Origin of the sequence: Olsenella sp. Marseille-P4559, assembly GCF_900605015.1 — a bacterium.
GTDB lineage: Bacteria > Actinomycetota > Coriobacteriia > Coriobacteriales > Atopobiaceae > Tractidigestivibacter.
In genome coordinates, this window is sequence record NZ_LR027574.1 from 854,148 (window position 1) to 877,543 (window position 23,396).

The 23,396-nt window shown below is 63.9% G+C and carries 16 protein-coding genes and 3 tRNA genes; 3 read left to right on the top strand and 16 right to left on the bottom strand.

What is annotated here, in order from left to right; translation table 11 throughout:
- Positions 1 to 102: 102 nt before the first annotated feature.
- From hisS to E0E00_RS10115, 7 genes are all read right to left on the bottom strand, one after another.
- Positions 103 to 1,416: a histidine--tRNA ligase gene (gene hisS, locus E0E00_RS10085; RefSeq protein ID WP_130812380.1), complete on the bottom strand. Its 1,314-nt coding sequence runs from the start codon at positions 1,414 to 1,416 to the stop codon at positions 103 to 105.
- 112 nt (positions 1,417 to 1,528) lie between these two features.
- On the bottom strand, positions 1,529 to 2,524 hold the full coding sequence (locus E0E00_RS10090; protein ID WP_130812381.1) for a hypothetical protein: 996 nt from the start codon (positions 2,522 to 2,524) through the stop codon (positions 1,529 to 1,531).
- A 342-nt stretch (positions 2,525 to 2,866) separates the two neighbouring features.
- Entirely contained in the window at positions 2,867 to 3,703 is an 837-nt protein-coding gene (locus tag E0E00_RS10095) for a hypothetical protein (protein ID WP_207302716.1), read from the bottom strand.
- 377 nt (positions 3,704 to 4,080) lie between these two features.
- Positions 4,081 to 4,647, bottom strand: a complete 567-nt coding sequence (locus tag E0E00_RS10100) for a hypothetical protein (protein ID WP_130812382.1) — start codon at positions 4,645 to 4,647, stop codon at positions 4,081 to 4,083.
- A 206-nt stretch (positions 4,648 to 4,853) separates the two neighbouring features.
- The gene (locus E0E00_RS10105; protein WP_130812383.1) at positions 4,854 to 7,277 is read right to left on the bottom strand and encodes a DEAD/DEAH box helicase; all 2,424 of its coding nucleotides are present in this window, start codon (positions 7,275 to 7,277) and stop codon (positions 4,854 to 4,856) included.
- Between the two features lie 6 nt (positions 7,278 to 7,283).
- Complete coding sequence (locus tag E0E00_RS10110; protein WP_130812384.1) at positions 7,284 to 8,657, bottom strand: ATP-binding protein; 1,374 nt, start codon at positions 8,655 to 8,657, stop codon at positions 7,284 to 7,286.
- Positions 8,654 to 10,510 (bottom strand): TerB N-terminal domain-containing protein, encoded by a 1,857-nt coding sequence (locus E0E00_RS10115; protein ID WP_165443660.1) that lies wholly within the window; start codon positions 10,508 to 10,510, stop codon positions 8,654 to 8,656. The genes E0E00_RS10110 and E0E00_RS10115 overlap by 4 nt, the downstream gene beginning before the upstream one ends.
- A 492-nt stretch (positions 10,511 to 11,002) precedes the next feature.
- Between E0E00_RS10115 and E0E00_RS10120 the strand changes: the two genes are divergently transcribed.
- Complete coding sequence (locus E0E00_RS10120; protein ID WP_130812386.1) at positions 11,003 to 11,947, top strand: L-lactate dehydrogenase; 945 nt, start codon at positions 11,003 to 11,005, stop codon at positions 11,945 to 11,947.
- Between the two features lie 49 nt (positions 11,948 to 11,996).
- On the opposite strand, the gene E0E00_RS10125 is transcribed toward E0E00_RS10120, so the two are convergent.
- From E0E00_RS10125 to E0E00_RS10140, 4 genes are all read right to left on the bottom strand, one after another.
- Positions 11,997 to 13,400: a lysylphosphatidylglycerol synthase transmembrane domain-containing protein gene (locus tag E0E00_RS10125; RefSeq protein WP_242622233.1), complete on the bottom strand. Its 1,404-nt coding sequence runs from the start codon at positions 13,398 to 13,400 to the stop codon at positions 11,997 to 11,999.
- A 70-nt stretch (positions 13,401 to 13,470) separates the two neighbouring features.
- On the bottom strand, positions 13,471 to 14,562 hold the full coding sequence (mnmA, locus tag E0E00_RS10130; RefSeq protein WP_130812387.1) for a tRNA 2-thiouridine(34) synthase MnmA: 1,092 nt from the start codon (positions 14,560 to 14,562) through the stop codon (positions 13,471 to 13,473).
- Positions 14,562 to 15,791, bottom strand: coding sequence for a cysteine desulfurase family protein (locus E0E00_RS10135; protein WP_130812388.1), 1,230 nt, complete (start codon positions 15,789 to 15,791; stop codon positions 14,562 to 14,564). The genes mnmA and E0E00_RS10135 overlap by 1 nt, the downstream gene beginning before the upstream one ends.
- A gap of 11 nt (positions 15,792 to 15,802) precedes the next feature.
- Positions 15,803 to 16,708, bottom strand: a complete 906-nt coding sequence (locus E0E00_RS10140; RefSeq protein WP_130812389.1) for a putative ABC transporter permease — start codon at positions 16,706 to 16,708, stop codon at positions 15,803 to 15,805.
- Between the two features lie 226 nt (positions 16,709 to 16,934).
- On the opposite strand from E0E00_RS10140, the gene E0E00_RS10145 reads away from it, so the two are divergent.
- Together E0E00_RS10145 and E0E00_RS10150 are read left to right on the top strand one after the other, a co-directional pair.
- Positions 16,935 to 17,010, top strand: a tRNA-Gly gene (locus E0E00_RS10145).
- Between the two features lie 37 nt (positions 17,011 to 17,047).
- A tRNA-Cys gene (locus E0E00_RS10150) sits at positions 17,048 to 17,121 on the top strand.
- A 91-nt stretch (positions 17,122 to 17,212) separates the two neighbouring features.
- On the opposite strand, the gene E0E00_RS10155 is transcribed toward E0E00_RS10150, so the two are convergent.
- The 5 genes from E0E00_RS10155 to E0E00_RS10175 form a co-directional block, all read right to left on the bottom strand.
- The gene (locus E0E00_RS10155) at positions 17,213 to 17,986 is read right to left on the bottom strand and encodes an anti-sigma factor antagonist (RefSeq protein WP_130812390.1); all 774 of its coding nucleotides are present in this window, start codon (positions 17,984 to 17,986) and stop codon (positions 17,213 to 17,215) included.
- A 64-nt stretch (positions 17,987 to 18,050) separates the two neighbouring features.
- Positions 18,051 to 20,270: a GAF domain-containing SpoIIE family protein phosphatase gene (locus tag E0E00_RS10160; protein ID WP_207302717.1), complete on the bottom strand. Its 2,220-nt coding sequence runs from the start codon at positions 20,268 to 20,270 to the stop codon at positions 18,051 to 18,053.
- A 186-nt stretch (positions 20,271 to 20,456) separates the two neighbouring features.
- A complete protein-coding gene (locus E0E00_RS10165) occupies positions 20,457 to 20,894 on the bottom strand; it encodes a GNAT family N-acetyltransferase (protein ID WP_130812391.1) in 438 nt (145 codons plus the stop codon).
- Between the two features lie 259 nt (positions 20,895 to 21,153).
- Positions 21,154 to 21,244, bottom strand: a tRNA-Leu gene (locus E0E00_RS10170).
- A gap of 189 nt (positions 21,245 to 21,433) precedes the next feature.
- A complete protein-coding gene (locus tag E0E00_RS10175; RefSeq protein ID WP_130812392.1) occupies positions 21,434 to 23,239 on the bottom strand; it encodes an ABC transporter family substrate-binding protein in 1,806 nt (601 codons plus the stop codon).
- Positions 23,240 to 23,396 lie beyond the last annotated feature (157 nt).

Below are 23,396 nucleotides of genomic sequence, written 5' to 3' on the forward strand. Positions count from 1 at the left end.
TGGCCATCGTCCTTTCCTCGAATCCGTTACCTTAGGCAGTACGAATTCTAGGACGGTGACCACACCTTTGTTCAGATGCCCATCAACGACCCGTTTTTGGGCTTACACCAACTTTCGCGACACGATCGCAACCAGGTCCTCGGCGGGAACCTGGGTCTGCTCGTGGGTCTCCATGTCGCGCAGAGTGACAGCGTTTGCCGCCACCTCGTCGGGACCGATGACTGCGCAGACGCGGGCACCAAGCTTGTCGGCCTGCTTGAACTGACTCTTAAGCGAACGCCCCTGGTAGTCGGCCTCGGTGCGCACACCCGCCTGACGCAGCGCAAGCGTTGCCGAGAAGACCGCCTCGCGCTCAGCCTCAGAGGTCCCGGCCACGTAGACACACCAGGGCTGGGGTGTCTCGAGCGAACCCCCCTGCGCGACAAGCGCAAGGGCGATGCGCTCGAAGCCCACCGCAAAGCCAATGCCCGGCGTGGGCTTCCCACCCTCGAGCTCCATAAGGCCGTCATAGCGGCCGCCACCACCGATGGCACCAACGCCACCGTCCACGGCCTCCACCTCAAAGACCGTGCGCGTGTAGTAGTCGAGACCGCGCACGAGCGTAGGATCCTCTACGTAGGCAATGCCGGCCTCATCGAGATAACGTTTGACCTGCGCATAGTGTTCGGCGCACTCGTCGCAGAGGTTATCCTTGGCAAGCGGGGCATCACGCATGACCTCGCGGCAATGGTCGTTCTTGCAGTCGAAGCTGCGCAGCGGGTTGATCTCGGCACGCTCGAGGCAGTCTTCGCACATCTCGTCAGCATGGTCGAGAATGAACTGGCGAACCCTCTCGCGATAGGCGGGACGACAAGCAGCATCGCCCATTGAGTTGATGGAGAGCCTCAGGCGGGAAGGGTCAAAGCCCAGGCGTTTGTAGTACTCCATGAGCATGATGATGCACTCGGCATCCGCCGCTGGATTCGCTGCGCCAAGCCACTCGACGCCCACCTGGTGAAACTGGCGTAGACGCCCCTTCTGGGGACGCTCGCCACGAAACATTGCCCCGGCATACCAAAGCTTTGCGGGGGCGGCTCCCTGCGGCACCATGTTGTTCTCGACGGCGGCACGGACCACGCCAGCCGTGCCCTCCGGGCGCATAGCCAGACGCTGCTTGGGCTTGAGACCAACCTCAGAACCCTGCTCGAGGAGACTCTCGAAGAGGGCACCAGAGACCACACGGAACATCTCCTTGCGCACGACATCCGTCGATTCTCCGATGCCATGCACAAAGGTGTCGACCTGCTCGATCGCCGGAGTCTCGACCATATCAAAGCCGTACGCGCCAAAGAGGCCGCGCGCTACGTCCTGCATGCGCTGCCATGCGCGCATGTAGCCGCCGAAGAGGTCCTCAGTCCCCTGAACCCGCTGTGCCATGTAGTGCTCCTTCCGCGCCGCTCAAGGCGCATCTGGTCGCGGCCACGAACGGGACGTCCTGCGCACCGCCTTCCACGACCATGTTCGGGTTGCAAGTATAGCGCCGGGGGGCCTATGCGACGCTTGCGGAGGAGAGGTACACGATGCGTCCGTCGATGCGCGAGGTCGCGTCGGTCTGGATGTCGATGTCGGCGCCATCAGCGACGACAACGGCCCCTCGCACCACGGAGCCGTTTGCAAGACGCACGGTGGGAACGCCTGCCGCCACATAAATCGCAGCGGTATGCGAACTCGTTGAAGAGACACCATCAAGCTCAAGGACAACGTTGCCGCAGAGCTCTGCAAGGGCTCCTGTCGAAAGAATCTGGGCATCAGCAATAGAAACGCTGCTACCAGACCCCTCCGCGCGCACCACGGTGCCTGACGTAGCCTCGAGGCTCCCCCGTTCCATCGAAACGTCTGCCCCATCGGCTGCAGCGAGGGCGGCGCACCTCTCGCCCGAAGCGTAAACGGACGTGTTGCTCAAGCGTACTGTTGACCCCTTGTTAGCGCATGAGACGGCAACCGACCTCTCGCCGCGCGCGGAGAACGTCGAAGCAGCCTCCACCTCCGCAGTGCCTCCGTTGGCAACGGAGAGCGCACTTGATTCCTCTGGTGCAATTGATATCAGCGTCAACCGCGCCGCTGAAACATGCTCACCGGCACCCACCTGCACAACAGCGCCGGCATCGGTAGACGTGAGCACATCGTCGCCAAGTTCTCGCACCGCGTCATCGCCTGTGACGTCCTCATCGTCCTCAGAGCCATCCGCTGGGTCATCTTGCTCCTCAGAGGAGACATAGGCCGCTGCAAGCGAGAGGGACGCAGACGAATCCGTCACAGGCTGCATGCGAGGCTCCGAGGGCCCAGGAACGGTTGTCGAGACCCACGCCGAGCCACGATCAGAAGTGCCTTCGCGCGCTGCAGCGTCACTGCCATCCGCTTCATCAACTGAGCGCCCTTGCTGCTCCTCGCCTTGAGAGGTGCTCGCGTAGTCGAACCCCTCCGCAAAGGCCTTCGGAGGCAATGCCCCCAGGGCAGTCGTGAGGGCGAATGCTGCCGTAAGCATGCAGATTGCCTTCGATGAGCGGGATGCCTTCTCGACAGGACGCCTCCACCAGCGAGCGACACATGGTGATGCGTTGCCAGCATCCGGTAGGGGTGAAGCCTGAGCCTGCTGGGATTTGGTCGATGTCTCCTCGTACATGCGAGACTCCCCTCGTCCGATTCCGCGACGTCCAAGCGCCGCCTTGCCGAGAAGTCTTCCCTCGCACAGGGAGGCCCTGACCCCAACCGGAGTACATGCCATCCCGCACCCACGACGTTGTGCGGAAGCTGAAAGGGTCGGTCTTGTGCCACCGACCCTCTCAATTGCCGGTCAAAGGACCGGACTGAGACGTACGCCGATGCCCTATTGCCGTCGGTCGTGCTGGTCGTGCCAAAGCCCTGCCGCCTGAAGGACCTCGAGGGCAGTGTGTTGCGGCTGCTCGGGTGGGGTGGTAGAGCTGCGGTACTGAGCCATCATCTGCTTGAAGAGAATTGCAGGCGCGGGCGGAGTGTAGGTGACGGCGTTGGCGCCGGCCTCAATCGTGAGACGTGTTGACTCCTCCGTGCCGCCACTCGACGCGATAATGGGCACGTCGGGAAACTTCTCGCGAATCTTGCTCACGATGTTTGCGGTCTCCTTGCCTCCGGCGACGTTGATGATGGCTGCACCAGCGTCGATGCGCGCAGCGACATCGGCATCTGCGCTTACGACGGTGATTACCGTGGGAATGTCGATGGCAAGTGAGACCGCCCGAAGGTTGACGTTCGAGATGGGCGAGTTGAGCACCACCCCCATGGCACCTTGGCACTCCACATCATGCGCAAGGGTCACCGTACGCACCCCGCGCGTGGTGCCACCGCCGATGCCACAGAACACCGGAATGCTCGCAGCGTCGATGATGGCCTCAGAAATGGACTGCTGAGGAGTAAAGGGGTAGACGGCAAAGACAGCATCGGCATCACAGTTCTTGATGATTGCGAGGTCTGTGGTATAGACGAGTGAGCGAATCTTTCGTCCAAAGATTCTGATGCCGCTTGCCTTCCAGGACTCCTCCGGCATCTTGAGAATCTTGTGCCGAAGCCTGGCTTGGATGATTGGGGCTTCCTTCTTTGCGGTCGCCGGAACGACGACAGGCTCAGAGACATTGTCTTCCATGGTTGCTACCACCTTGTGAAACGTGGCGAACTCGGTTCGCGACATAATGCATCCCGATAGTACCCAACGAGTGCACCCCCTACTCACGATTCACAACATTTTTCCGACACGCCCGTGGAGAAGTGCTTCTCCACGCCACATGGGCTACAACGCAGACGATGGCTCATGCCTGCGTCGAGATAAGGTGTGCCAGGGGCGACTCAAGGACCGCGCAGCGCTCAACCGCCGCACCTTCATCCCCTATTCAATTCTCAGGGTGCTCTTTCTTGCCATGCTCATCCGTTGCATCGTGACCAGCGTTGGAGGTGCGGCCACCTCTGTCCTGGCCCTCTCCATAGTTGGGGACAGGACGCGCATAGAAATCCCTACCGATGTGGGGAAGCCGCATCCGGGTCCATGGCATCGCAACGACCGCGACGCATCTAGAAGATGTCCTCCATGGGTGCTTTGCCATTGACGATGCCGCCCGTTATCCCACGCTCTCGAAGCATGCCGGCAATCGCATAAATGGGGTCTGGGTCCACCCCCTTCCGGGCAGGTGGCTTGACGTTGATGCCATAGACGACCTCGATGAAGCGTGACCGTGGGTCAACCTCTCCCCTGATCCAGGTCTCCCCTGCGTTTGCAAGGTAGTCCTTCCAGTTTGCATACGAACGCTGGGCGAGAAGGGTGTCGTCATTCCAGGCAGACCGCACCTCCTCATCGTCCACGGGTTGGAGGAACGACTTGTAGTCCTCATGCACGGCATCGGCAATGCCGTCGATGTAGTACCATCTCCCGCTGCAGCACTGATAGGGGTGGCGGTCCCCGCACAGCACCGCAAACAGGTCCTCCTTATGTATGGGGATGCGGGGCAGCCTGAGCATGTCCCCCACCTTGGATGGGCAGTCCAAGCCCACATCCCTTACCGCACGCTCCACCCCATGCATACAAAAGAAGGGGTTCTCCCACTCATCGAAAGCCTTGCGTATGCCAGCCGCCTCTGCCATGCAGCTGACCCTTACCAAACTCTCCTGGTATCCAGACATCTGATTGCCCCCACACCTCGAACAACCGACAGGGAGCCGGCCGTCGCCGGCTACGCTCGAGCGTTGCTTGCGAGGGGAAGAAACGGTGTCACGTGCCAGTGGGGGCCTCCGGGACACCTCCGCGCCTCGCAAGGCGATTGTACCACAGGAGAGAACACTTGTTCCCGTCAGGTTGCTGACAGATTTGTGCCAGAGAGCGCTGGCATGTCGCACCCCGGCGCGTCGGGCCACGAGAGCACGCGCGCAAGCATGCCCCTGACATCGAGCACGCCGTACGCGAAGCCCCTGCGCACCAGTTCGTCGGGCACAAAGTCATCATACTTGTCAAAGCGTGGAACCTCACCGGGGTAGACCAGCTCCATGGGGTCAAGCGGGCGGGCAGCCTCCTCTTTGACCACACGGTAGAAGCCCTGAGCGTCCACACCCATGGTGAACTGCATGAAGTAGGGTCGGGAGGAGTCGAGGCCCTTGAGGCCGAGCTTCTCGCCGCAGCGGATCTTGAGAAAGCGCTCGAGGGCGAGAAAGGCATAGCTTCCAAGCCAGGGCAGAAGGCACCACGACGTGCCGCCCAGACACACCAGGGGCTCGGAGCCTAGATGGGCGAGCATGGCAACGTGGCGTGCCTGGGCAAGCCGAGCACGCGCATTGGGACGCAGGTAGGGGTATCCGCGCGTCTCGCGGAGAACATCTCTCATCCGCTCCAGCACGTGGGTATTCACGTCTCCGGCGCACATCCCGAAATACGCCGGAACCTTACCTTTCACCTGTGTGCATTCGATGAGGTGGCGTTTGTAGTCAATCTCTTCGATCACCCAGACGGCACCCGCGATGGCAATGCGCTCCCCCATCGGCGGCGGTTGGACGATGGTTCCCAGCTCCTGGGACTCGGAGCGCACGGTGTATTCCTCGTCATCGGCAAAGGTGGCGTAGAAACGGAAGTCGTTCGTCACGCGCTCGCCAGCGAGCCCCACGATGAGCCCGCCCGTCTCGGTACGCTCGATCTGGTCCGTGTCCGCAAGATGGCGCAGGAGCGTGCGGTAATCATCTGCCGTCACACGGTGGAAGGGCGAGAGCGTAAGCACGCGACGCGCCAGGTCTGCGGGCGAAAGCTCGCCCGTCGAGGCAAGCGTCGCCATAGTCTGGTGATAGAGGAGGCTGTAGGGCAGGCCATCCAGCCGCGGCGGCTCGACCCATCGCTCCTCGACGTAGAGCTGTACGAGGGCAATGCCCTGTAGGAGCTTCCAAGGCACGGTCTCGGGCAGCAGCGCCCGAGCCTCGGGCTCGTCCTCACGCATGACGAACCACATCTCGCAAGGCTGCCCGCGACGTCCGGTGCGGCCCATGCGCTGGAGAAACGAGCTCACCGTGAAGGGTGCGTCTATCTGGAACGCGCGCTCGAGGCGCCCGATATCGATTCCCAGCTCAAGCGTGGATGTGGCCACCGTGGTGAGGCTTGCGTCCTCGTCGCGCATGAGCTCCTCGGCCGTTTGTCTGAAGCTTGCCGAGAGGTTGCCGTGGTGGATGAGGAAGCGGTCGGGCTCGCCCATGGCCTCGCAATACTGGCGAAGCGTCGTGGTAACGGCCTCGCACTCCTCGCGCGAGTTGGCAAAGGCCAGGCACTTGTGGCCGCGCGTGTGCTCGAAGACGTAGGCAAGGCCTGGGTCCGCAAAGGCCGGCGCCCTGTCTGTGGGCGCCTCGGGCTCGGGCTGCTCCGTCTGCGGCGAGACGTCCGAGACATCTGGAGAGGCGTCCTCCACGCGCTCGTCTGGGCTGGGCACGCGCTCCTCGGCTGCGACCGGCTGAGGCGTCTCGTACGCAGCCTCCGCCGTAGCGGGGCCAACGCTGCCGCCGTGGCCAAGCCCGTCCTCACCACGCTCCGGTGCCTGCGGCCCCGTCACGTAGAAGTGCTCCATCGAGAGGCGCCAGCGCTCCCGAGGAGCCTCCAGCCTGGGGATAACACAGCCACGCCCCGTCCCCGCGGAAAGGTAGGCGCCGGTAGCGGCAGGGTCGCCGATGGTGGCCGAGAGACCAATGCGACGCGGCGTTACGCCTGCCAGACGAGAGAGCCGCTCGAGGCAGCAGAGCGTCTGGCCACCGCGATCGCCTCGCAGCAGCGAGTGCACCTCGTCAATCACAACAAAGCGCAGATCACCAAAGATGCGCGGGATGGCGTTATGGCGGTGCAGGAGCATGGCCTCGAGCGACTCGGGCGTGATTTGCAGGACTCCCGAGGGGCGCTTGAGCATTTTGGCCTTGTGAGACTGCGACACGTCCCCATGCCAGTGCCATACCGGTATGTCGCCTTCGGCGCAGAGGTCTTCCAGCCGTAAGAACTGGTCGTTGATCAGTGCCTTGAGCGGACCAATGTAGATGCAGCCCACGGACGCAGGGGGGTCTTCCCAGAGCTCCGTGAGGATGGGAAAGAACGCCGCCTCGGTCTTGCCCGAGGCAGTCGAGGCCGTGAGCAGGACATTCTCGTCAGTGTTGAAGATGGCGTCGGCAGCAGCAACCTGCACGGCCCTCAGGGCACGCCAGTCGTGCTCGTAGATAAAGTCCTGAATGAACGGGGCATAGCGGTCGAATGCGTCCATGGCTGCCTAGATATCGAACTCGGCGAACTCGTCCTGCCCGGCCGAAGACGCACTGGTAGGTGCAGCCGCATCCTGCTCGGCCGGTGCCTTCACGGGAGCGCTGAACTGCCCGCTGCCCAGCAGTTGCTCGACTGTGATTCCAGGGTTCTGGGACAGGATGTCGAGCATCTCGACAAAGTCTCGAATGACCTCGCGCGGAGTAAGGTGGGTGTCCGCCCCAACGCGACCATACTCCGTCTCGAGGAAGCGCACGAGCTCGCCCTGTGTGATCGTGCGCATGTAGCCAAAGAGCCCCGCATGGATGTCCGCGAGCTTCTCGACCAGTACCAGCAGCTCCTCGTGCGTGAGCGGCTCAAGCCTGATGACCGGCGCCAGCATGTCGACCAGGCCGTCCTGCGAGAAGCGCCCCTGCGCGAGGCGGCTTCTCAGGGCCTCGTAGGAATAGAGGCCACGGCGCCTGTCCTCTACCGCCTGCGGCGTTCCGCTCATGATGATACCGAGGTGGCGCGCCTTGCCCTGAAGCGTGTCATTGTACATGGTGAGCACCTTCTCGTAGTTGTACTGCCTGCTCACCGCGTTGGGGATCTTGTAGAGGTTCACCATCTCGTCGAGGAGGATGACCAGTCCCTTGTAGCCGGCGCCCACGAGGAACGTCGCGAGGATCTTGAGGTAGTCGTACCAGTCGTCATCGCCAATCACGATGCACACACCCAGCTCCTGCCTGGCCTCGGTCTTGTTGCGGTACTCGCCACGGAACCACTTGGTGACGTTGGCCTTGGCCTCGTCGTCTCCCTCGAGGTAGGCGTGCCAGTACATGGTGAGAAGACGCGCGAAGTCGTACCCGTGGACCAGCTCCTGGACCGATGCCATGGTATCCATGATGCGTCGCTCCATGGCACCAACGAAGGCCGGGTCCTCGGGGTCAAGCCCGTCTTCGAGCGTCACCTGCGTCTGCACGTTCGAGACCCAGCGGTCGAGCACCAGGTTGAGGGCACCTCCCTCCGGCCTGGTCTTGGTGCTGAGGTTGCGAATGAGTTCGCGGTAGGTGGCAAGGCCCTGCCCGCCTGTGCCCTGGAGGCGACGCTCGGGCGAGAGGTCCGCGTCCGCCACCACATAGCCCCGGCCCATGGCGTGGTTGCGGATGGTCTGGAGCAGAAAGCTCTTACCGCTGCCATAGCGGCCCACCAGAAAGCGAAAGCTGGCGCCACCATCGGCCACGAGGTCAAGGTCATGGAGAAGCGCGGCCACCTCTCGGTCACGTCCCACGGTGATGTAGGGCAAGCCCACGCGCGGGACAACACCGCCCTTGAGGGAATTGACGATCACTTGCGCGATGCGCCTTGGCACGCGCGGTGCCTGCCCAGAGATTGTTTGCGTCATGATTGAAGGTATCCTCTCAGGTCCTGCTCGTAATCCTCAACGATGGCCGGGCCGTCTTCTCCAAACTCCAACACCGTGTCTCCCATAAGGTCGAAGAGCTTCTCGTTGATGGAGTCGACGAGCATGTCGACGGAGGTGCCCATAGCAACAGGTACGCTCTTATGGGCGAGAAGCGCACCGAGGATGTCTTGCTCTTGGGTGGTGAGACCATTGTCTGGCAGCGGTGCAGATGCGCTCTGCTCGGGTGCGGGTTCTGCCGCCGGCGGTTGGGCGGCCGTACCCGCTGGCGGCAGCGGTGCGGACGCAGGCTCTGCAACGGCATCGCCAGGCGCGTGGTCCTCGCGTTCCTCGTCCACCAAAAGCGCCTCACGCGTGACTGCCGCCGCACTGCGAATGCCGCCCAGCTTGGAGAGGTCAACCCTAAAGCGGCGTCTCTCGGCCTCTTTCTCGCGCTCATGCTGCGCCCGGCTCTCCTCGACAACCATCTTGTCGAGATAGCGGGGCAGCCTTTGGTCTTTGAGCGGATGACCGAAGCCCCAGTCGATGCGCATCTGACGGTCGATGGCCCGGAGGAGGCGCGCCAGGTCCCGACTGCGCTCGGTGGTTGAGTAGGCAAGTCGCTCCGTCCAGCGGCCAAAGCGATAGCTCACCGTTTGACCAGGACAAACGCGAACGGTTCGGTCTGGACCCTCCCAACCGCGCTCGAGCGGGACGCCGGCAAGCGGCGTGAATGGCCACGACGTACGGTAGCCAACCAGGCCGTCGACCCACCCCGCCTTCCTGCGACGATTGCAGTGCACGGCCATCCGACGCGCCACGGCCGCCGCGACCGCAGCGAACGACTCCTGGTGCGCGCGGACGAAGGGAGATCGCGACACATCAATGGTGGAGACATTGCCCATCGCCACCATGACCTCGTCGTCTGTAGGGGCCGACGCCTTCTCCCCCGACTGGCTCTCAATGAGCCCCTTGGCAAGAAGCTCCGCGTGCTCCATGGCACGCAGCGTCTCGACCCCCGAGCCAAACGAGCGGTCCGCCTCCGGGACCGTCTGACGCACATCGAGCCCCACGCAGATGGCGTAGTCGCGCTCCCAACGCCTGATGTCCATGGTCACGCTGGGACCCCTGCCACGTGCGTCCTCATCGGCGCAGCGCTGCTCAAGCTGGTGGAGGCGGGCGAGAGCCTCGGCCCCCGGGGCGGCGCCCACGCCGTTTATGAGCTCGAAGGCGAGGATTGTGGCGTAGGTTGCCGGCGCATCGGCGGCGGTGCCCCGTCGCCACGCGGTGCGCCAGGTGAAGTAGCCGCGCAGCTCCAAGTTGCCTAGGCTCTTGTAGGTTGGAAGGTAACGGTAGGGATGAAAGCCCTCGAAGGGGAGGCTGTCCTCGAACATGGCAGCGAGGCGCGCCTGCCGACAGAAGAGCTCACCCGACCGAAGGCCCTCGCCCTCCAGCCGGCGCAGCTCGCGCAGGGTGGGAGGAAGCTCTGAATCCGCGGGCTCCACGCTCCTTTGGGAATATCTCGACGTTTCAAGGGAGAAGGACAGCCAGGAGGGAATGACCTCATCGAAAGGCGTAGGCTGAGCCGGCCGCGATGCCGCTGCGTAGTCTACCTGGTGACGTCGCTCAGCACGCTGCCCGCGAGCCGTGCGCGCGGCGGGTCGTCCCTCCTGCCGACTCTTCGCGCGCTCACGCGCGAAGTCTGCACCGGTCTGAAGGATTGGCTGGTCAGAATAAGTGTGCTGGCTTTCGGTCACGAGCATGCGGGCAGCCCTCGATGAGAGGATTTGCTCAAGGATCTCCTCCGCACGCGACCGTGCGAAATCCTCCAGGTGACTCATACCGTCCTCGTCCAAGCCACACCTCCCCATACGACTCGGCAACTGTGATAACCCATTCTACTCCCCTGCTCAGCACATGAGAACATGTGTACGACAATTCGCATATCCGAGCTCACGACCACTTGGTCGCATTTGTGCGTTCGATATAGAAGCAGCAAGAGCCCCAATGGCACGTTTTGACGTTTGGTGGCAGTTTTTCGGGGACCCCTCGAGTAGTAATTAGTTTGATGTTTGTTGATCCGCAGGTCACAGATTTGCGACCTCTTTTAAAACATATCAAGGATTTGCCCGGAACTGCCACCAACCGTAAATTCGTGCCAAAAGGGCCAAGCCCCCGCCTACATCCGCAACGCCGCGTTGCCAGCCCTCCTTTGGGGCGCAGCTACGCAGCAGGCTCTCCTCGGCCCACCGGGCGTGTCGTGGCAACCGTGACCAACCGGCCAAGACGGCACAAGCCTCAAGTGAGACAATATCCGAGAACAGCCCCATACCCAAGGAGCGCAGAGCATGGCAACCAACACTACCATCGGCATCATCGGCTGCAGCCACGTGGGCGCACACGTCGCAAACGCACTGCTTGCCCAGGGACTCGCGAACGAGATACGCCTCTCTGACACGAACGAGAGGCTCTGTCGCGCGCAGGCAAACGACCTTCTTGACGCCATGAGCTTCTACCCTCGCCCCGCGCGCGTGATCGAGTGCGATGCCACCTACGAGGAGCTGGCCGGCTGCGACGTTATCGTCAACGCAGCGGGCCATGTGGACGCCGCCCGCATCGACCGCGACGGCGAGCTTGTCCCCACGGTCGAGGAGCCCAAGACGTTCGTGCGCCGCGTCGAGGACGCCGGTTTCACGGGCATCTGGGTGAGTGTCGCAAACCCCAACGACGTTATCGCCACCGAGATCCGTGACCTTGCCGACTGCGACCCCCGCCGCGTGATGGGCTCGGGCACCACACTCGACTCCGCCCGCCTCAAGCACGCGCTCGCCGGCGCAACCGGTCTCAACCAGGCCTCGATCAACGCATGGATGCTCGGCGAGCATGGCTTTTCCGAGTTCGCCCTCTGGTCGCACGTCGCCTTTGGGTGCCTCGCGCCCGAGGAGCTCGAAGCCCAAACGGGCATCACGCTCGACCGAGACGCGCTCGAGGAGCAGGCCGTACGCGGTGGATACACGACCATGGTGGGCAAGGCCTGCACCGAGTACTCCATCGCCAACGGGACCGTGGCCATCATCGCGGCCATCGTGGGCGACGCCAAGCTCGTGACCCCCGTCTCGACCCTGGTCGAAGGGGTTTATGGTGTCTCGGGGCACTACGCGTCGCTGCCCTGCGTGATTGGCGCACAGGGCGTCGAGCAGGTCATCATTCCCACCATGACGCCACGCGAGCAGGAACGTTGGCAGACCAGCTGCAAGCACATCGAGGGGAACATCGCCAAGGTCTCGTGGTAGACGGCACGCGGCGCGTGCGGCCCTTCGTCGCTGGCAGACGGCTGGCACCCTACTTGAGCGTGACCTTTATCCCGCCGGAACCCTTGCCGCCACGTCCGCCACGACCACCAAAGCGCCCCCTCAAGCGCGCACCATAGCGCTTGAAGCGGTGGTTGATGCTCTCGCCGCTCGTCGAACGCAGGCCCAGAAGCGGCGCTGCGCACAGCGTAGGCAGGAAGTATTCGATGGCGCGCCAGAGCACGAAGCCCGCTGACGCCTGCGCCCCAAACATCCTGCCAAAGAGCAGCGCAAAGCCGCCCTCGGCTCCACCGGTGCCACCGGGCAGCGGGATGGCCGAGGTGAGCAGCTCGAGCATCGAGCCAGAGGCCAGGCAGGTAATGAGGTCGGCCTCCTTGCCAAAGGCGTTGAGCACGAACCACGGAAGCGCATAGAGGCAACCCAGCTGCAACAGGGTGAGCACCAGCACGCCAATGAGGTCCCGCCTGTTCTTGGCGGCGGACCTGAAGCCATCGGAGAACTCCATGATCTGGTTGTTTACGACCTGGTACCAGTGGTCGTAATCCTTCACCCAGCCGTGCTTGCTGGCAAAGCGCAGCACCCAGTTGCCAATGCTCGAGAAGAACTTGGGATACGCGCAGATAGCGAAGAGCACCACACACTCCAAGATCTTGAAGGCAAAGAGCAGGATGCCAACGATGATGAAGTCGCCAAAAGAGTCCAGGAAGTAGTCAAGCCGGAAGACGAGCATGATGGCCGCAAAGATGCCCTCGCCTGCCTCGTACATGATGAAACGCGTGGAGTGGAGCGCGCCGGCACCGCCCACGGAGAGGCCCGAACGCGTGAGGCGATAGATCTGCGCAGGTGCGGCACCCATGCCGTTGGGTGTGAGGTTCATGAAGAATATGCCAGCGGCCTCGACGCTCATGAGGTCGCGCACGCCTACGGGAGAGTTGGGGTCTGTGATCACCGAGAGCACGTACGCCGAGACGCCAATGACGTAGTAGACCAGGTAGCAGAGGGCACCACGCAGAATCCAGGTATTGTCAACCTGCGAAAGGCTGCCGAGAAACACGTCCATCTGGCCGGAGAAGATGAGATAGGCCAGGTAGGCAAGCGTGACACCGCCGAGAAAGGCCAGGCTCTTACGCACCTGGCCCATGCTCTGCTTGTCAGCCTCACGGTCTTGGGTCGAGACGGCCTTCACGGCGTCAACGCGGTACTTGACCTTGGCACCCGCGCCCGCGGCAGCCGCCTTGGGGGTGGCCCCGGCAGCATGCTTGGGCTTGGGAGCGCTCACCTTGGCACCAACGACCTGCGGCTTTGGGGCCTTGGGGCGCTTCTGCGGCGCTGGGGCACCCGAGGCCGAGGTGGCAGCCGTCGCAGGTGCTCCCCCGACATCACGCTGCCGGGAGTGCCCCTCCACGGGGGCCTTATCCTCGGCGTCCTCTGCCACAAGCACCTCCGACCCACCTCGCCCCAGGCCAGCGCCGGGGGTGTCAACCAGTCACGTCACACGAGCTAACTCAAGGATTATAGGCCACCGTGTCTGGTTCCACGATGCCGCCCCCCAGACAGACGAGACCCCCATAGATAACGGCGGATTGTCCCGGCGCCACCGTGCGCACGGGCCCAGCGAAGCTCACGCGAGCACGGCCTTTGTCGAGCGCCTCCACGCGGGCGGCCCGAAGCTCGCCCGTATGCCTCGTCCGCACGAGATACTCGCCGTCCGCAGGTGGCCTACCGGCAATCCAATGCACGTCGGAGAGGTCGAGCTGCATGCACCACAGGCCCGGGCACGCTGGGTCGGCGGTCACGTAGACCACATTTCTCTCGGTGTCTGTCGAGACAACGTAGCGCGCAGGCCCCCCGCCCAGATCAAGCCCGCGTCGCTGGCCAACCGTGAACAGAAAGGCGCCATCGTGGTGGCCAAGGACGCGGCCCGTCTCCCATTCCACAATGTCACCGGAGCGGCGCTCAAGCGTGTCCAGCAGGAAGGTCCTCATGCCCACCGGACCCACAAAGCAGATGCCGTCAGAGTCCGGCTTGGACTCCACTCCCAGTCCCCTCTCGGCGCACATGCGGCGCACCTCGGCCTTGTCGCGCAGGTCGCCCACGGGAAAGAGCGTGTGCGAGAAGGCCGTCTCACCCACGCGCCAAAGGAAGTAGGTTTGGTCCTTGTGCTCGTCTGCGGCCCGCAGAAGCTGGGTGGCCCCCGCCTCGGAATCGCGCCTCACGCGGGCGTAGTGCCCCGTGGCGATAAGGTCGGCGCCGCGGGCAAAGGCGCGCTCGGCAAAGGTGCCAAACTTGACCGTCTGGTTGCACATCACATCGGGATTGGGCGTGAGGCCGCGGGCGTAGGCGTCGACGAGGTAGTCGACAACGGTCCGCCGGTACTCCTCCTCGCAGTCCCAGACCTCAAGGCCAATGCCCAAGGTCACGGCCACGCGCTCGGCGTCAGCAAGGTCGTCTGCCCAGGGGCAGCGATACCCCGGCAGGTCGCGCGACCAACTGCGCATGTAGACCGCCGTCACGTCGTAGCCCTGCTCGACGAGAAGCGCTGCAGAAAGCGCCGAGTCCACACCTCCGGAGAGGCCGAGAAAGACCTTCTCGCCCATTAGCGACACCTCCCCACGGCAAGCCCTCCCGCGAGGGCGAGCATGTCCTCGTCGGTGACGCCCGTGCGCCGCATCTCGGTGCGCACGGCGGCCACGATCTGCTCGGCAGCGTAGTCGATGTCATCTGTGCTGGTAGGGCGCCCCACCGTGATGCGCAGGCTGCCCGCCGAGACCTCCGGGGAAAGCCCCATGGCCTTGAGGACGTGGCTCTCGCGCATGCGGCTGGCCGCACAGGCGCTGCCCGTGCCCACCGAGACCCCGCGCCGCTCGAGGAGCACCACGAGGCGGCGCGCCTCGAGGCCGGGAAAGCTCACGTGGAGAAGGCCCGGGAGGCGATGCCTGGCTTTTCTCGGCCCCGAGACCACCATGCCTGGAAACTCCGCTGCAAGGGCACCCTCAAGCCGCGAGCGCAGCGCCTCCTCGCGGCGACACTCCTCGGAGCGGCCCCCCTGCGCGAGGGCGAGCGCGGCGGCGAAGCCCACCGCCCCCGCCACGCTCTCGGTGCCCGAGCGCGCGCCGCCTTCCTGCCCACCGCCAAGGATCAGGGGGCGCAGGCGCACGCCCTCGCCTACCCAAAGAGCCCCCACCTGCTTGGGACCGTAGACCTTGGCGGCGGACAGCGTGACCATATCGGCACCGAGCGAGGTCACGTTGCAGGAGAGCGCGCCCGCGGCCTGGGAGGCGTCCGTGTGCAGCCAGAGCGGCACGCGGCTTCCCTCGGCAAGGCGACGCTCACGCACCGCCGCAACGCCGCGCGCAATCTCGCGCACGGGCTGCACGGCACCCACCTCGCCGTTTGCGAGCTCCACCGAGACAAGCTGCGTGGCAGGGCCAATCGCGGCGCAGGCCTCCTCGGGGTCCACCCGCCCGTCGGCACCTACGCCAACCACCACGGCATCGCGTGCCTCCGCGCAGGCAAGGACGGAGTCGTGCTCGGCCGCATCGGTCACCACGCCACCGTCCGTAGCGGCAAAGGCGAGGTTGTTGGCCTCGGTTGCTCCGGCGGTGAAGGTGATGCCGTCAGGCTTGGCGCCTATGAGGTGCGCGATGTCCGCACGCGCGCGCTCCAGGGCGTCGCGGGCCGCGCGGGCGCGGGCGTACGGCGCGGAGGGGTTCTCGAAGCAGCGCGTGAGATAGGGCTCCATGGCCGAGAGGACCCTGGGGTCGAGGGGCGTTGCCGCCGCATAGTCGAGGTAGACCTCGCGGCCTGCGGCGCGCTGGGGTGCCATGGTGGCGGCCGTCACTGCTCGTCGCCCCCAATGACGAGGTTCTGGAAGCGATTGGCTATGAACTCGTCCGTGTAATGCTCGTCCACCCACTGCTCAAACGCGTTGCTGGGAGGCACGCCGGCATCGCGTGCGGTCTTGCGGTTGAAGCACGCAAGCGTCATCCAGATGTCGGCCACGAGATAGACGCTCACTAGAATCACGAAGATTAGCTGCCGGCGCGAAGTGGGCATGCCGATGCGGTACAGCAGCGGAGGCATGACCACACGGCACCACGTGAGTCCCAGCACACCCCAGAAAAACAGGAAGCGCCAGGCGACCCACTGTGTGATGTGGTCGGGCAGGTACTCGTAGGTCCATGACTCGGCGTGAAAGAGGGTGGCCATGGACCAGCCGGTGACCTGCTCCAGAAAGCCGCCGACCGCCATGGAGATGAGAAAGATCTGCCAGCCCTTGGCGTGGTGGCGACGCATCTCGAAGCAGATGATGGTGAGAAAGGCGGCACCAAAGCCATAGAGCGGCGAGAAGGGGCCCCATACCAGGCCCACGCGGCTCTGCGTGAGACCGGCGGTGATGAACATCCAGACCTCCTCGACGAAGAGGCCCGCGATGCAGCCGAGGAAGAAGACTATGGTGATCTGATAGAAGCCGAGGCGCATCTCGTCGAGGTAGGCCTCGGTCGCATCGTGCTCGGTGCGCATGATGGTAGCGCTGCGCTGGGGAACGTCCTTGTCGTCTATGCCCCTAAGGTCGCATTCGGCGACCTTCTCGGCAGCCTCCGCGGCCTCGCGGGCCTCGGAGACCTCCGGGGCGTCAAGCTTCCTGCCCTGACGCAGCCAGTCTGAGAAGTAGCGGATCACCCGGACGAAGCCCTCGATGATGAGGACTACGAGAAGAAGCGTGAGCAGGCTTAGGATCATCGGGCGGGCTCCTTGGTGGGCTGAGGGTCTTGTCGAGGCGGGTGCCGGGGCGCCCGCATGCCCTCCTAGCATACGACACGACCGCCCGTGGCCGCATCCAGACTTTCTTCTCGGAATCCCCTGGCTTCTACCTGCGACCCTACCTGCCAATTCTCAAGTTCGTCTAAAAAAGTTCAAATTCTCGCTTGCATCGGAGCGGGGGTTCTCGTATATTATCCCCTGCGTCGCGGGCTTAGCGCAGTTGGTAGCGCGCCACCTTGCCAAGGTGGAGGTCGCGGGTTCGAACCCCGTAGCCCGCTCCATGCGTTCCCGGCCGGTGAGAATCGGCCTTTTTCATATGGCGAAGTGGCCAAGTGGTAAGGCACGGGCCTGCAAAGCCCTTATCCCCGGTTCGAATCCGGGCTTCGCCTCCAGAGAAGAACGGGCGCCCGTGCGAGCGGGTGCCCTTTTGTTGGTGACGGGTGTGCGGCCGGGTTGACGCCACAGCGCCCCCTGCAAGCGCCTCTACGCCAAGGCACCGCTCCCGGAGGCCCCCATCCCCTCGCGCACGGGCACGAGCTTCACGAGACGCACCACAGTTCCTCTCCCCGAGGGCTTGCGCCTAATCGACACGGCATCGGTAAGCAGGCGCATGAGACGAATCCCCCTGCCTCGCTCGGCACCCAGTCCCGTAGCCAACGGCTCCTCGTCAGCACCAAGCTCGAAGCCCTCGCCGCAGTCCGTCACGTCGACCTCGATCCTGTCGTCGTAGGCGGTGACCGTGGCCAGCACGCCCACGGCGCACGTGTGGTCCACGGCGTTGCCTAGGGCCTCGCCGCAGGCAAGGGTCATGTCAAACACGTCATCATCGGAGAAGGGCATGCCACGCATGAGCTCGCCCACACGATCGCGCGCCTCGGCCAGGTGCACGGCATCAACGGGAAAGGTCGTGCGCCACAGCGGAAGCACCGACGGGTCAAGCTCCGAGACCGTGCGCCTGCTTCCCGCGCGAGACACCGGCATGTAGTCGACGATGCGCATGAGCGCGAGGCACATGTAGACCCGCGGACGCACGTTGATGAGCGAGAGGAGCCCACCTAGGGACCTCATGCGCCTGAGTTCCATGAGCACGAGGCCCAATCCGGCAGAGTCCGCATAGGAGACGTCATCCATGTTGAGGATGATGCGGCGGCAGCCATCGGCGATGAGCGCGTCGACATTCCTTCTCAGCGCACCCACGCTCGTCACGTCCAGGTCTCCTGCGACGTTCACCACGGCTATGTCCGACATTCTCTCCATACGCAAATGCTTCCCACAACGCCGTATGGATATGCCGAGAAGCGCAGGCAGCACGGTGACGCCCCTACCCCAGCCCGTCGAAGCGCACCGCGATCATCGAGACGTCGTCGTTGAGGTTGCGTCCCGTGAAGTCGTCCAGCCGTGCCAGACAGCGGTCGAGAAGCCCGTCGAAGTCCCCAGAGGTCTCGGTGGAGACCATGTCGCGCAGCCCCTCGTCGCCAAAGAACGCGCCGGAGGGCGAGCGCGCCTCAGTCGTGCCATCGGTGTAGAGGAAGAGGATGTCCCCCTCGCAAAGCGACGCCACGCCATCGCGGTACTCCATGTCATGGAAGGCGCCCACAACGCCGGACTGCACGTCGAGCAGGTCTATCTGGCGCGTGGAGGCACGCACGAGGACCGCAGGCGGATGGCCCGCCGAGCAGTACGTGAGCGTCGCCGCAGCAAGGTCCACGATGCCCACGAAGAGCGTCGCGAACGTCTCGATGCGCGAGAACCCGAGCAGGAACTCGTTGAGCGAGCGTACCATGCGCGCCGGCGCGAGGCCCTCCCACGAATACGCTCCAAGCGCCGTCTTGACGGCCGCAGAGACCGAGGCGGACTCTACGCCCTTGCCCGAGACGTCACCCACGATCACGCAGGCGCGCCGCCCCGGCAGACGGATGAGGTCGTAGAAGTCTCCCCCCACGAAAGCAGACTCGGTGGCCGAGGAGTAGATGCCCTGAGCCGTAAGGCCGTCCACGTGCTGCAGCGCGTTACGCATACCGGTCTGGAGCGCCTGGGAGATGCGCTTGTCCTGCTCGCGCTTCTCCTCCCCCAGAAGGATGTCGCGCACGTCACGGGCAAGCCTTCCGAGAAACGCCAGCTCAACGGCGTCGAGGGGCTCGGCACCGTCGGGACGCAGCACAAGGCAGCAGCGCCGCTCGCCCGCAAGCCTGCCCGCGTCAACCAGCGCACCCACGCAGGGCTCCCCCAGGTCGTGCAGGGCCGAGAAGACCTCCGTGCCAGATAGCACCGGCACCACGGCCACGCCGTCCTCTAGGTGGCCCTCCTCCGCAGCCGTGAGGTCTATGGGCACGGAGCGCAGGCCCGCGACGGGCAGCTCGGCCACCAGGACGCTCTGGTGGACGTTCTCCTGCAGGCGCACGCAGACGGCATCAAGCTCCTCGGCCGCCTCCACAAAGGCCTGCTCTGAGCGGGACAGGAGGTCCTCGTCGTCCTCAGAGGCGTCCAGGAGCCCCTCGCGCAGCTCGGAGCCCCGCTGGGCCAGCCGCTCTGCCCGCTGCTGGCGCATGGTCGAGAAGGCCCCCATAAGCTGTACGGAGAGGTAGTGCGCCACAGAGTCGAGAAGGCGCGCGCCATCGGTGTCCAGCGGATGCGGCCGCGACCACCCCACCTCGATGATTGCAATCACGTGGCCGCCAAACCACACCGGCACGGCGAAGAAGCTTGCGAAGGGCGGCAGCAGGCTCTTGCTTATGCGCAAGATCTCCCGGGTCTCCTCGTCCACGACCTCGCTCACGCGGATCTTCCCCTGGCGCAGCTCCGACGGCTGTGGCGGCTTCACGCGCAGGCGCAGGGCGTGCCCGGCGCGCGTGGCGAGCGTCTCGACCGACTTCCCGTATGCCATGAAGTGCGGGACACGTGCGCCCTCAAGCGACTTCGAGATGCCGCGCAGGTGGAAGCCGTCGGACTCGGCGAGGTAGACGATGGTCGCCTCGGCCTCCATGGTCTGCGTGATCTCTTCCAGCACGCGAGAGAAGAGCGTCTGGACGTCACGCGAGTCCAGCGTGTCGAGGACAATGCGCAAAGCACCTGCCAGCCGGTTGTTTGCGCGGCGCAGGTCTTCGAGGTCCCTCTCGCCCTGGTGCTCCTCAAGGCTTCCGCTCTCGGCCGGAAGCGCCACCACGAGGTACGTCTCCCCTGAGGCCTGCACATGGTCGCAACGCACCCTCAGGCGCATTGGCACGCCCGCCAGGGAGGCCATGGTCACGACGGTGGATGCCCCGTCAACGGAGAACGGCAGCGCATCCGTCGAGAACGGCGCCTCCGGATCATGGCGGCCCGCGGGCGGAAAGAGCGTGCGCACGTCGGCGCCCACAAGGCTTTCTCCCCCTGCGCGTGACAGCAGCGAGGATGCCTGGTCGTTGGCGAGAAGGACCCTCCCGGCGCCATCGAAGACCACGACGGCCTCGCAGGTCAGCTGTAGGAGCCGTGCGAAGGTAGCGGCGAGGCTCCCCTCGCCTATGCCCTCCACACGCCGCGTACTGAGTGCGTTCTTTGCCACGTGCCGCCCTTTCCTTGTAGTCTGGCCCCTGGTGGTATGGCCTTCTCCCACGACTTGCCGCACCGTGCAGGCCCCCCAAAGCCATCGTAAGGCCACTCTCCCGCACCTTATGGCGAGAGGCTCATCCTGCGGGCGGGACTGGCGGCATAAAAACCGTTCCAGGCTCTCCGCCACAGTCCCCTTGCCCTACTCGAGCCACTGTGCAAATGCAGTCTTATCTCCGCTGTTGTATCCAGCGTTCCTGTAAAAATCTAATGTGCTTTCACTCTTTGCCCCTGTTAGCAGCATCATCTTATAGCAGCGGTTTTGTATTGCTACGTCCTTTGCATAATCAAGGCACTCTGATGCAAATCCTTTTCCACGATGCTCCTTGTTTGTGACCACGTTCTCAATCAACGCATATGGGCGGACGTCTCTGGTCAGGTTCGGCACAATAACGCAAACGCACGATGAGACTATCTTGCCATCCACCTCATTTACTATGATGTGATGGTTTGCGTCTTCGACGATTGCGTTCCACGTGGCTTCTAAATGCCGTGAGTTACTTGGGATACCGTCCCCATGCAAATAGAGGTACAAGTTCAGCAATTCATATAAGTCATCTTTAGCTGCTTCCCTTACCACAATCACACCCTCACAGCCTCTGGTTTTTCTCACTGAGCGTCCGACAATACTACGCCTTTTTCAAAGGGTGTTTTTCTGCTGGCGCGTCTCCTGCTTGCCATCAAGCCTTTTGATGGCGGTTGATTGACAACCCATAGGGCAGACCAGAGCCTTCCGTGCCCGCGGCCCGCGCGAGTGCGGCATCGTAGCAAGGCCCGTTTGCGCAGGCCCTCCGTTGACAAAAAGCGGGTCCCCGTCTCCGGGGACCCGCGAACGCTCGTGGTGTCGGAGGCGGGACTTGAACCCGCACGACCTTTTAGTCAGTCACTAGCACCTCAAGCTAGCGCGTCTGCCAATTCCGCCACTCCGACATGCGCCTTGAACGCGAGGAGTATCTTATCACACAGCCGCACGGTGGCAAGCACGAATTGCAAGTTTTTCTCGCCAGCGCGCACAACTCGCGCAGAAGCTGAGAACCCGCCCCCTGCACGCGAAACGCCGCCACCCGGGTCACCCGAACGGCGGCGTCCGCCAAAACCTAGGATGAGAGAGGCTCTACCCTACTTTGCCCAGCCGATGTTCTCGTTGGAGACGGTGAGGTACAGCGCGGGACCGTAGTTGGCGAGGCCCTGCTTGGTCACGACGACATCGGGGCCGGCGTACAGGGGGATGAAGCCGTAGGAGGCAAGGGCCTTCTTCTCGGCGGCATTGAGGGCCTTCATCTGGTCGTCGTGGTTCTCGATCGAGATGACCTTGGCCAGCTCGGCGTCGAGGTCGGCGCTGCCCAGGTGCGTGAAGTTGGAAGCGGAGTCAGAACCGTAGATCTGGGGCCCGTTCCAGATCGACGTGGGCGTGGAGACCCAGCCGAAGAGGCAGATGTCCCAGGAGCCGCTGCTGAGCGTCGTGGAGAACTCAGAGGAGGGCTTGGCGTCCTGGTCGATCTTGATGCCGGCGTCCTTGGCCATCTTGATGATGGCGGCGGCGCGGTTCTTCACCGTGTTGGAGTCGCCGAACGTGGTGAAGGAGAAGGCGACCTCGGTGCCGTCCTTGGCATAGTAGCCGTCGGAGTCAAGTGCGTAGCCAGCGTCCTCGAGGGTCTTCTTGGCCGCAGCGGTGCGATCCTCGGCGGTGGTGAGACTGGTGACGTCGTCCGGCATGTTGTTCTCATAGCCATCTGCCCACGTGGGGGTAAGCAGGGAGCCGGGGATGTCCTCCTCCCAGTTCACGCCCTGGAACACGACGGAGCGGAGCGTGGGGATGTCGAGGCACTGCACAAAGGCCTTGCGCACGGCCTCGTCGGCGAGCACGCCACGCGTGGCGTTGATCTCGATGTTGACGATGGAGAGGCCGTTCGCGCGACGAATCTCGGCGTTGTCCATGCTGGAGAAGTTCGAGAGCATCTCCTGGGAGCCGTTCTGCGGCCGGCCGGTGGCATCAATCTCGCCGTTCTTGAAGGCGTTGAAGAGCGCCTGCGAGTCCATCTGCTTGTAGGTGACGGACTCGAGCTTGGGGGCGTCGCCCCACCAGTTGGGGTTGGGGACGAAGGTCACCTGTGTGGTGTCGACGGAGTCCACGGTGTAGGGGCCATAGCCCCAGTCACTGGCGTGGGGGTTGTTGTTCCAACCGTTGTTGAAGACCTCGGGGTCGGCGGCATCGGGGTGAATGACGAGGTCGAAGAGGGCCTCGGCAGGATAGACCGGGTTGGAGGTGGTGATCACGACCTGCTTGTCAGAGGTGCCCCTCTCGACGGACTCGATGCGGTCGTAGCCGTCGGTGGCAGCAGGGGTGTAGTCGGGGTTGGTGCCGTTCATGACGGTCCACACGGCCTGGAAGGCACGGTAGTCGATGGGGGTGCCGTCGTTGAACTTGGCGTCGGGGTTGAGGTCGAGGGTCAGGACCTGCTTGCCTCCCTGGTCGGTGGTCTCGGCCTTGGCCACGAAGTTGGGGTTGGGCTCGAACTTCGAGGCGGTGGCATCGGAGATGAAGAGGTTGGTGGGCATGTACCAGTCCCACATGTTGTGCATCTCCGTGGTGTTGCCCTCGACGGAGAGGTAGTTCCAGTTGGGTCCAATCTCGCCAGAGGGGAGCGTGAGGGTACCGCCGTCCTGGATCTGGTCGCGGTCGAGCGGGTTGTTGTAGACTTTGCCCTTCTCGGGAAGCGGCAGCTGGTCAAGCGGCGTGGTCGCGGGCGAGCCGTTCTGGGGCTCGACGCCGGTGACGTCGGTGCTGTTGGCGGTGCCGGTGGCGTTGGCGTCAGGGCTGGACGAGGAGTCGGACCCACAAGCAGCGAGTCCCAGCCCCGCGAGCGCGACGGCGCTTCCGCTCATGCCCAGGAAGGCACGACGCGAAAGGTTGGAAACGGACATGTTCTCTCCCATTCTCTCGGCTGATACCGGTTCATGGCGAACCATTAAGGATGGTATCAGACCGGTGCTGTGTAATTGAATCGAAATGATCCTGCGGGGCCTTTGGAAACCTTGGTGTAATCGTTCCAACACAATTGCTCGGCCACCAGGCATGGGG